The organism is Micromonospora sp. NPDC049044, from assembly GCF_040649215.1.
In the GTDB taxonomy this organism is placed as follows: domain Bacteria; phylum Actinomycetota; class Actinomycetes; order Mycobacteriales; family Micromonosporaceae; genus Micromonospora.
Map to the genome: position 1 here is coordinate 46995 of NZ_JBEZFA010000048.1, position 9865 is coordinate 56859.

A 9865-nucleotide genomic window follows, 5' to 3' on the forward strand; every position below is an offset into this window, starting at 1 on the left:
CTAAGTAGGCGTGCCGAGTCGGCGGACGACCAGGATGATGCCCCCGGCCATACCGAGCACGACGCCGATCCCGGTGGCGACGCCGCCGGTGTCGAGCCACTGGTCAACAAGCCAACCGATGAAACCCCACACGAGCATGCCTCCGATGAGGTAGCTGAGCGCGGTCCAACCCTGGCCGGCACCGGACGGATAATCGTCCGGGTCACCGGCAGGACGGGGGGTTTGGTCATCAGCCATGACGGGGCGAACGATATCAGCCGGGAAGACGAGGCTGTGCCTCACCCCCCGCACAACCATCGTTGTGTGGGCATCTCGTGGGCGCCGTCGTCTGTGGGCACGCTACTCCCCTTCCGCCCGTCGGAAAATGACCGGAGGCCGACACATTCCCGCGCGTCCGAAACGTGGGACGCCCGACGGGTCAGCCGTGCACCCGACGGGCGTGCACCGTGGTCAGCCACCAGATGTGCACTGCCGTCCACACTGCCACCCCGGCGACGATGCCGAGGCAGAGCGGCACCAACCCCGCCCAGCCGGTGGACGCCACCGCCACCAGCACCCCACCCAGCAGGCTGAACTTCAGCACGTACAGACCCAGGCCGAGCGGCAGCAGCAACTGCGGGTTGACCTGGTCGGCCCGGGCCAGCACCACAGTGGTGAGCGTGTAGCTGAGCACCGTGACGCCGACCCCGGCCGCCGCGCCGATCGCCGCCGTCGCGCCGCCGGTCACCGCACCGACGACCGCCGCGACAACGGCCAGCGCCAGCGACGCGCCGAGGAGCACCGGCAGGTGCCGCAACCGCCACCGCCGGTCGGCGGCGGGCTCGACCACCCCGGGCTCAGCCACGGGGGTACGCCGGGAAGGCCGCGGCCAGTTCGGCCACCTCGGCGCCGATCCGGGTCAGCGCATCGGTGCCACCCGGTGCCCCCGGGTCCGTGCGCACCGCGCGGGCGATCAGGGCGGCCACCTGCCGCAGCTGCCCCTCGCGCATCCCCTGAGTGGTGACGCTCGGCGTGCCCACCCGGATGCCGGAGGCCACCAGCGGCGGCTGCGGGTCGTACGGGATGGCGTTCTTGTTGAGCGTGATCGCGGCGGCGTCGCAGCGGGCCTCGGCCTCCGCGCCGGTCACCCCCACCTCCCGCAGGTCGATCAGGGCGAGGTGGGTGTCGGTGCCACCGGACACCGGGCGCATCCCCTCGTCGGCCAGCCCGGCGGCGAGCGCCTGGGCGTTGCTGACCACCTGCTTGGCGTACGTCTGGAACTCCGGCTGGGCGGCCTCGCGCAGGGCGACCGCCTTGGCCGCTACCGCGTGCATCAGCGGGCCACCCTGGGTGAAGGGGAAGACCGCCTTGTCGATCCGCTGGGCCAGCGACTCGCGGCAGAGGATCATGCCGCCGCGCGGGCCGCGCAGCACCTTGTGGGTGGTGGCGCAGACGACGTCCGCGTACGGCACCGGGGACGGGATCGCCCGGCCGGCCACCAGGCCGATGAAGTGCGCCGCGTCCACCATCAGGTACGCGCCGACCTCGTCGGCGATCTCCCGGAACCGGGCGAAGTCGATGAGCCGGGGGTACGCGGTCGCGCCACAGATGATCAGCTTGGGTCGGTGCGTGCGCGCCAGGTCGCGTACCTCGTCGTAGTCGATCAGCTCGGTGTCCGGGCGGACCGGGTAACCGACCGGGTGGAACCACTTGCCGGAGAAGTTCACCCGACTGCCGTGGGTGAGGTGCCCACCGTGCGGCAGGTCCATCGCCAACACCGTGTCGCCCGGCTGCACCAGCGCCGCGTACGCGGCCAGGTTGGCGCTCGCCCCGGAGTGCGGCTGGACGTTGGCGTGCTCGGCCCCGAAGAGCTCCTTGGCGCGGGCGATGGCGATCTCCTCGGCCCGGTCCACCTCTCCACAGCCGCCGTAGTAGCGCCGGCCCGGGTAACCCTCGGCGTACTTGTTGGTGAGCGTCGAGCCGAGCGCGGCAAGCACCGCCGGCGAGGTCAGATTTTCGCTGGCGATGAGCTGCAGGCCACCGCGCAACCGCTCCAGCTCGCCGAGGACCACCCCGGCGATCTCCGGGTCGGTCGCGGTGAGCTGCGCGAAATCCGGCCCCCAGAAGGTGCTCGTCTCGGTCTCCACAGCGAACGAGTCTAGGTGGCCGCAGACTGGGACCTGTGAGATGCCTCGTCACCGGAGCCACCGGATACATCGGCGGGCGGCTGACGCCGCTGCTGCTCGCCGAGGGGCACATGGTGCGTTGCCTGGCCCGCAAGGCGGTCCGGCTGCGCGATGTGCCCTGGGCCGCGACGGCCGAGATCGTCGAGGGGGACCTGAGCCGACCCGACACGTTGCCTGTCGCCTTCGCCGACGTGGACGTCGCGTACTTCCTTGTGCACTCACTCGGCCGGCCCGACTTCGAGGCGGCCGACCGGGCGGCGGCGACGAACTTCGCGGCGGCGGCCCGCGCGGCCGGCGTACACCGGATCGTCTACCTGGGTGGGCCGGAGCCGGCGGCCGACGAGGAGGTCCCCTCCCCGCACCTGCGCTCCCGCGCCGAGGTGGGTCGGATCCTGCTGTCCAGCGGGGTGCCCACGGCGGTGCTGCGGGCTGCGGTGATCATCGGGTCCGGCTCGGCGTCGTTCGAGATGCTGCGCTACCTGACCGAGCGACTACCCGCCATGGTCACTCCGCGCTGGGTCGGCAACCGGATCCAACCCATCGCGGTCCGCGACGTGCTGCACTACCTGGCCGGCTGCGTCGCGCTGCCGCCGGAGGTCAACCGGGGCTTCGACATCGGCGGACCGGACGTGGTGACCTTCCGCGAGATGATGCAGCGCTACGCCCGCGTGGCCGGGCTGCGCCGGAGGATCATCGTGCCGGTCCGCCCGCTCACCCCGTCGCTCTCCTCGCACTGGGTCGGCCTGGTCACCCCGGTGCCGAACGCGATAGCCCGCCCCCTGGTGGAGAGCCTGATCCACGAGGCGGTGGTGCACGAACACGACATCGCCCGGTACGTTCCCGACCCGCCCGGCGGGCTGACCGGCTTCGACACCGCGGTGGCGCTCGCGCTCGCCAAGGTCCGCGACGCCCAGGTGGAGACCCGCTGGTCGAACGCGAGCGGCCCGGACGCCCCCGCCGAGCCGCTGCCCAGCGACCCGGAGTGGTCCGGTGGCAGCGTCTACACCGACGTCCGGGAGACGGTGGTGGACGCCCCGCCGGCGGCGCTCTGGCGGGTGATCGAGGGAGTCGGTGGCGAACACGGCTGGTACTCGTTCCCGCTCGCCTGGTCGATCCGGGGCTGGCTGGACCGCCTGGTCGGCGGGGTCGGGCTGCGCCGGGGTCGACGCGACCCGCACCGCCTCCAGGTCGGTGAGGCGCTCGACTTCTGGCGGGTCGAGGAGATCGTCCCCGGCGAGCTGCTGCGGCTGCGCGCCGAGATGCGGGTGCCCGGCCGGGCCTGGCTGGAGATGCGGGCGCTGCCTGGCGAGGACGGCCGCAGCCGCTACCACCAACGCGCCGTCTTCCTGCCCCGTGGTCTGGCCGGGCACGCCTACTGGGGCTCGGTGGCACCGTTCCACGCCGTGGTCTTCGGCGGGATGGCCCGCAACATCGCCCGCAACGCCGAACAGGCCCCCTGACCCACCCCGGCCTCAGTTGCCGGTGCGGGCCCCGGTGAGCTGGAAGGCCGTTCGTTCGCTCGGCGGGACGAAGTCGCGTACCGGCTGGCCGCGCAGGGCGGTGGCGAGCACCTCGCCGACCGCGTCCACCATCTGGGCCTGCACGGCCTGGCCGACCGCGTCCCGGGGATCGTCCGGGTTCGCCGCCATCGAGGCGACCGCGAGCTGCGGTGTGAACGCCACCACCGTCTCCGTCTCGTACCGCTCCGAGCTGCCGGTCTTGCCCGCCACCGGTCGGCCGAGCCGGGCCCGCAGGCCGGGTGCGGTGGCGCCGTCGCAGCGCCCGTACATCGACTGGTCGCCGACCGGGCAGCGCGCCGCGTCGGTGGCCGCCCGAGCCACGTCGACGTCGAGCACCTGCCGGCAGTCCGGCTTGGCGGCGTCGACCGGCCGACCATCCGCGTCGGTGACCGACACCACCGGCAGCGGCGCGCACCAGGTCCCCTCGGCTGCCACAGTGGCGTACGCGGTGGCCAGGTCCAGCGGGGTGGTAGCGGCGACGCCGAGGGTGAACGGACCCCAGTCCTTCGCACCGTAGCGGGCCAGTCGCGCGTCGTCGTCGGCGCGCAGCACGATCCCGAGCCGCTCGGCCATCTCCACCACCCGGTCGGCACCTACCTTCTCGGTGAGCCAGGCGAAGTAGGTGTTCACCGACCGGCCGAACGCGGTCCACATGGTGCGGGGGCCATCCATCGAGGATGGGCTGGCGTTCGCCGGGCACCAGTGGCCGTCGCAACTGGCCTCCCCGGTCACCGGGAATCGGGTGAGCAGCTGGGTGGGGGCCACGAAGTCGGTCGACAGCGGCAGGCCCGCCTCAAGCGCGGCAAGCATCGTGAAGAGCTTGAACGTCGAACCGCCCTGGTATCCGTCGATCGCGCCGCCACCGCCGATCAACTGGTTCACCGTGTTCGGGCGGTTCTTCTGCCCCGTCGGGTTGTCCCGCACGCTGTAGACCCGGTTCACCGACATGGCCAGCACCCGCCCGGTGCCCGGCTGCACCACAGCTGTCGGCACCGCCTCGGCGGCCGACGGTTGATAGATCTTCAGCACCTGCTCGGTGGTGGCCCGCTGCACCCCCGGGTCCAGCGACGACACGATCGAGAACCCGCCGCGCCGCAGTGCGCGCTGCCGCTCGTCGGCGGTCGCCCCGAACGCGGACTGGCTGCTCCACCACCTGGTGAACCAGTCGCAGAAGAAGCCCCAGTCGTTGTGCTCGTCGGGTACGCCGGTGCAGTCGTTCGGGGTCTCGCTGGGCCGCAGTTGCAACGGTTCGGCCCGTGCCGCAGCCGCCGCGTCCGCCGGCACCTGCCCGGACTCCACCAGCCGGGTCAACACGTACGACCGTCGTGCCAGCGCGCTGTCGGCGTCGCCGTTGATCGGGTCGTCGCTGTCCGGCGAACGGACCAGGCCGGCCAGCAGCGCCGCCTGGGCCAGCGTCAGCTCGGCCGGGGACCGGGAGAAGTAGCGCTTGCTGGCCGCCGCGATCCCGTACGCCCCGGCGCCGAAGTAGGCGATGTTGAGGTAGCGGGTGAGGATCTGCTCCTTGTCGAGTTCGCGCTCCAACGCGAGCGCGTACCGCATCTCCTGGAGCTTGCGGGCGGTGGTGACCTCGGTGGCGGCCACCCGCTGCGCCTCGGTCAGCCGGGGGTCGCTGCTGAGCACGTTGCGGACGTACTGCATGGTCAGCGTGGAGGCCCCCTGCCGGGTCTTCCCGTCGCGGCTGTTGACGGTGAACGCGCGTACCACGCCCCGCAGGTCCACCCCGCTGTGCTGGTAGAACCGGACGTCCTCGGCGGCCACGATGGCCTGGCGCATCACCGGGGCCACCTCGTCCAGCGGCACGTCCACCCGGTCCTCCTGGTAGAAGGAGGTGATCAGGGTGGTGCCGTCGTTGGCGTAGAGGTTGGAGCGCTGCGCGGTGGGCGGCGTGCGGAGCGTGTTCGGCAGCTCCGAGTACGGCGTGGACAGGGCGCTGAAGCCGATCCCGAACACCAGGGCCACTGGCAGGGCGGCTGCGGCCAGCACCAGCCCGGCCAGCACTCCGGCGATCACCACGGTCAGCAGTTTGTCGAGATGGGCCCGGATCATCAGCTCTCCCCGCAGGAGCCGGTCACGCTAGGACCCGTTCAGAATGACCCGGAATGCCGCTTTCGCCCCGGGTTTTCCCCAAACCCGGAGGAAACTCGCACCGCGCTCAGGGCAGCAGCGCGCCGGCCAGCGGGTGAACCGTCTCCTCGATCTCGTCGGCGACCCGGCTGAAGCACTGGTCACCACGACCCCAGGGGTCGTCCAGATCGTCGGTCGGCAGCGCCGAAGCGCCCAACCGGGCGTCGTGGGCCGCTGCCACCAGGGCCACCCCCCGGGCGTACACGGCCTCCGGGGTCGCGTCACCCGGCGGCAACGCGGCGGCGTCCACCGCCGCCAGCAGCCGACCGAACTCGCCGAGCACGAACGTGCGGGCCGCCGCGTCCGGCCGCAACGCCACCACGTACTCCTGCTGGTCGGCGGTGGCGGTCAGGACCAGGTCGGCGGCGTCGATGTGGTCCGAACGCAGCTTGCGCGCGGCGAACCCCTCGACGTCCCCACCACGGCCGGTGACCTGCCGGGCCGCCGGCGGATTCATCTCCTCACCCGCGTGCCAACCACCGGTGCCGGCGCTGTGGCTGTGCACCAACCCGTCGGCCTGGGCCGGATCCTGCCCGCGCCGGGTCAACCGCTCCCGCACCGCGAGAGCGAGCAGCCGCTCCGCCATCGGAGAACGGCAGATGTTGCCCATGCAGACGTGCAGCACCGTGAACGGGGGCACTCAGACCGCCCGACCGTCAACGAGGTCCGGCACGACGTCGCGCAGCTTCTCCAAGGGGATCGCCCCGGCCCGCAGCAGCTGCGGCACCTCACCGGTCAGATCCACGATCGTGCTGGGCACCGGGTCCGGGCACGGGCCGGCCTCCAGGTAGGCCCGCACCGAGTAGCTCAGCTGGTCCCGTGCCTCCTCGGCGGTCACCGCGGCGGGCTGGCCGGTCTTGTTCGCCGACGAGACCGCCATCGGGCCGGTCTCCCGCAGCACCTCAAGCGCCACCGGGTGCAGCGGCATCCGCACCGCCACCGTGCCCGTCTTGTCACCCAGGTCCCACTGCAGGCTCGGTGAGTGCTCGACCACTATCGTCAGCGCACCCGGCCAGAACGCCTCCACCAGGTCACGGGCGGCCGTGGGCAGCGAGAAGACCAACCCGTCAAGGGTGTGCCGCGAGCCGATCAGCACCGGCGGCGGCATCTGCCGACCCCGGCCCTTGGCATCCAGCAGCGCCTTGACCGCGTAAGGCGTGAACGCGTCAGCGCCGATCCCATAGACGGTGTCCGTCGGGAGGACGACAAGCTCGCCGTTCTTGACCGCCTCGATCGCCGCAGCGATGCCGCGGTCCCGATCGGCGGACGACCGGCAGTCGTAGAGCATCACGAGGAGTCAGTCTGCCACGCCACCCCGATCGGGGCGTGCTGGCCGTCCGCCCGTCGGGATGCGGTGGCGTAACGGGGACGTCCGGTGAGGTCCAGATGCGCCGTGACAGCGGTGAACCCGCCGTCCCCGGCCAGTAGCGCGGGGACCGCCGCGCCGTGGGTGTCGTCGTGCTCGACCCCCACCACGCCGCCCGCGCGCAGCAGCACCGCCGCCCGACTCACGACGGGACGGATCACCGCCAGGCCGTCCGCACCGCCGAAGACCGCCGCCGCGGGGTCGTACCCGGCCACCTCCGGCGGGACCACCACGTCATCCGGCACGTACGGCGGATTGCACAGCAGCACGTCCACCGCGCCCACCAGGCCCGCCAGCAGGTCCGGTGCTGTCACGTCCGCCTCGACCACCTCGATCGGCCGGTCCCCGGCGGCGGCCCGCTCCGCCGCGTTGCGGCGCAACCAGGCAAGCGCCTCCGGGGACCGCTCCACCGCGATCACCCGTGCCGCGGGCAGCTCCTGAGCCACCGCCAGCGCTATCGCTCCCGACCCGCTGCACAGGTCGACCACCACCGGGTCGGTGCGGCCCCGGGCCTGCTCGACACCCCAGCCGGCCAGCAGTTCGGTCTCCGGCCGGGGCACGAAGACGCCCGGGCCGACCGACAGTTCGAGGTGCCGGAACCCGGCCCGGCCGGTCAGGTGCTGCACCGGCTCCCGAGCGGCACGCCGACGCGTCAGGCCGTCGAGCCGCGCCACCTGCTCGCCGCTCAGATCATCGGCGAGCGCCAGCCGCCCCCGGGGCACCCCGAGCACGTACGCGGTAAGCAACTCGGCCTCCGCCCGGGCCGAGCCGATCCCGGCGGCGGCGAGCGCACGGGCCACCCGAGCCACCGCCGCGGACGGACGGATGGGGCCTGTCCCTCCCGGGGGGTGTTGCGGCAGAGTGGTCACGCGATAATCATGATGCGTCGCGGGCGGTGCGACCAACGGGTGCGCGACGGCGCGCACGACAGGAGGTTGGCGGGTGGGCTGGCTCGACCGGGTCGACGACCAGGTTGATGCCCTCACGCGCGCCCGCGCGCTGCAGGAGGCCAGTCGCTCCGCGGAGTCCTACGTCCTGTTGGAACGTGTGATCCGCACCACCACCGACCCGGCAGCGCGGGCGGACGCGATGGTGCAGCGCCTGTCCGCACTGATCAATCTCGGTCGGACGGCGGAGTTCACCAGGGCCATCGAGGAGGCGTCGGCAGCCGTCCGCGACCTCGCCGAGCCCTACCTGCACGGGCACCTCAACGCGCTCGCCGCGCTCGCCGCACACCACCAGGGCGCCCTGGACCGCTGCGTCACCCACCTGGTCCGCGCCGCGCGGGCGCTGGGCGCCGTCGAGGACCCGGACCGGGACACCGCCTGGGGCTGGCACGACCTGGCCATGGCGTACAGCTACCTCAGCTTCCACGGGTACGCCCTGGGCGCCATCGAACGGGCCCGGCAACTCGGACTCACCGCCGGGATCCCCGAGGAGACGTTCGCCGCGCCGGGCATCCGGCTGCGCAACGCCGTGGCACTCGACCACAACGGCGACAGTGACGGCTGCCTGCGGGTGCTCCGGGACGTGGCCGCCGACCTGGACCGCTTCATCCGTTCCGGGCGGGCCGGCCGGCTGCGCCCGAGCAGCCTCGCCGCGTACGGCTACGCGGCGGCCCGCCAGGCCGCGCTCGGCGACCCGGTGGAGACCGACGGGAAAGCCGAACCGGCCCGCCTGATCAGCCACGGTGGGGACAGCTCCCGGGCCCGCGACATGCGTCAACTCGGGCAGGTGTGCCTCGCCGTCGCCGACGGGCGGCCGATCGAGGCGGTCACCCGGTTGGACACCATCCACGTGTCGAACGAGACACTCGGCGCGGCCGAGCCGGCCCGGCTGCGAAGCATCGCGCTGGCCCGGGCCGGCGACCACGCGGCAGCGCACCGGGCCGACCGACTGGCGTTCCGGCTCGCCGCGCAACGCAACGACCGGCTGCGCGACGTCTACATCGACGGCATCGCCGCCCGGATCGACCACGAGGAGATGCGCCGCGAAGCGGCCCGGTACGAGGGCGAGGCGTTGACCGACCCGCTCACCGGGCTGCCCAACCGGCGCCGGCTGGAGCGCTACATCACCGCCGTGGTCACCCGGGGCGACCGGGTGGTGATCGGTGTCTGCGACCTGGACGGCTTCAAGGCGGTGAACACCCGCCACGGGCACCACTCCGGCGACCTGGTCCTCCAACGCATCAGCGGGGTGATCAACCGGGTAATGCGCCGGGGTGACTTCGTGGCCCGCTACGGCGGTGACGAGTTCGTGGTGGTGCTGCCGGACACCAACATGGCGGAGGCCGCCGAGGTGGCCCGCCGGATCGAGGCCGCCGTCCGACTCGAGGACTGGGAGTCGCTGGTGCCGGGGACCCCGGTCGGGGTGAGCATCGGCTTCGCCGAGGTCTCCGGCGGCGGTGGGCTACGGGAGGCGCTCAGCGTCGCCTTCGAGCAGGCCGACCGGGAGATGCTGCGCGCCAAGACCCGCCCCCGCGCAAGCTGACCGCCGGGCAGCCGGGCCCCCGACAGTCGTGGTCGAGGCAGCCGGGCCCCCGACAGTCGTGGTCGATCAAGGACTTCTGGTGCCTGACAAAAGCCTCACCGCTGTGGCCGGGCAGCTCATCACGAAGTACGGGCGGTGGAAGGCCTACCTGGTGGCCGGCGCCGCGGTGATGAGCGTCG

General features: G+C 72.8%; 9 protein-coding genes. 2 read left to right on the top strand and 7 right to left on the bottom strand.

Features of this window, described 5'->3' with window-relative positions; all coding sequences use genetic code 11:
- From AB0B85_RS29485 to glyA, 3 genes are all read right to left on the bottom strand, one after another.
- The gene (locus AB0B85_RS29485; protein ID WP_357412317.1) at positions 1 to 237 is read right to left on the bottom strand and encodes a hypothetical protein; all 237 of its coding nucleotides are present in this window, start codon (positions 235 to 237) and stop codon (positions 1 to 3) included.
- Between the two features lie 181 nt (positions 238 to 418).
- Positions 419 to 844: a hypothetical protein gene (locus AB0B85_RS29490; RefSeq protein WP_357412319.1), complete on the bottom strand. Its 426-nt coding sequence runs from the start codon at positions 842 to 844 to the stop codon at positions 419 to 421.
- Positions 837 to 2126: a serine hydroxymethyltransferase gene (glyA, locus tag AB0B85_RS29495; RefSeq protein WP_357412321.1), complete on the bottom strand. Its 1290-nt coding sequence runs from the start codon at positions 2124 to 2126 to the stop codon at positions 837 to 839. The genes AB0B85_RS29490 and glyA overlap by 8 nt, the downstream gene beginning before the upstream one ends.
- A gap of 35 nt (positions 2127 to 2161) precedes the next feature.
- Between glyA and AB0B85_RS29500 the strand changes: the two genes are divergently transcribed.
- Positions 2162 to 3625, top strand: coding sequence for an SDR family oxidoreductase (locus tag AB0B85_RS29500; RefSeq protein WP_357412323.1), 1464 nt, complete (start codon positions 2162 to 2164; stop codon positions 3623 to 3625).
- A gap of 12 nt (positions 3626 to 3637) precedes the next feature.
- On the opposite strand, the gene AB0B85_RS29505 is transcribed toward AB0B85_RS29500, so the two are convergent.
- The 4 genes from AB0B85_RS29505 to prmC form a co-directional block, all read right to left on the bottom strand.
- Positions 3638 to 5752, bottom strand: coding sequence for a transglycosylase domain-containing protein (locus AB0B85_RS29505; protein WP_357412325.1), 2115 nt, complete (start codon positions 5750 to 5752; stop codon positions 3638 to 3640).
- A gap of 106 nt (positions 5753 to 5858) precedes the next feature.
- Positions 5859 to 6470, bottom strand: a complete 612-nt coding sequence (locus AB0B85_RS29510; RefSeq protein ID WP_357412327.1) for a phosphotyrosine protein phosphatase — start codon at positions 6468 to 6470, stop codon at positions 5859 to 5861.
- On the bottom strand, positions 6471 to 7118 hold the full coding sequence (locus AB0B85_RS29515; RefSeq protein WP_357412341.1) for an L-threonylcarbamoyladenylate synthase: 648 nt from the start codon (positions 7116 to 7118) through the stop codon (positions 6471 to 6473). It abuts the gene before it with no gap.
- Entirely contained in the window at positions 7118 to 8065 is a 948-nt protein-coding gene (prmC, locus tag AB0B85_RS29520) for a peptide chain release factor N(5)-glutamine methyltransferase (protein ID WP_357412329.1), read from the bottom strand. The genes AB0B85_RS29515 and prmC overlap by 1 nt, the downstream gene beginning before the upstream one ends.
- Before the next feature lie 73 nt (positions 8066 to 8138).
- Here prmC and AB0B85_RS29525 point away from each other — a divergent pair, with 73 nt between their 5' ends.
- Positions 8139 to 9686 (top strand): GGDEF domain-containing protein, encoded by a 1548-nt coding sequence (locus tag AB0B85_RS29525; RefSeq protein WP_357412331.1) that lies wholly within the window; start codon positions 8139 to 8141, stop codon positions 9684 to 9686.
- The last annotated feature ends 179 nt before the right edge of the window (positions 9687 to 9865 follow it).

Bases quoted from the DNA above. Each gene is read 5' to 3' on its own strand.
- AB0B85_RS29485 (WP_357412317.1), bottom strand. From the start codon at position 237: ATGGCTGATGACCAAACCCCCCGTCCTGCCGGTGACCCGGACGATTAT.
- AB0B85_RS29505 (WP_357412325.1), bottom strand. From the start codon at position 5,752: ATGATCCGGGCCCATCTCGACAAACTGCTGACCGTGGTGATCGCCGGA.
- AB0B85_RS29515 (WP_357412341.1), bottom strand. From the start codon at position 7,118: ATGCTCTACGACTGCCGGTCGTCCGCCGATCGGGACCGCGGCATCGCT.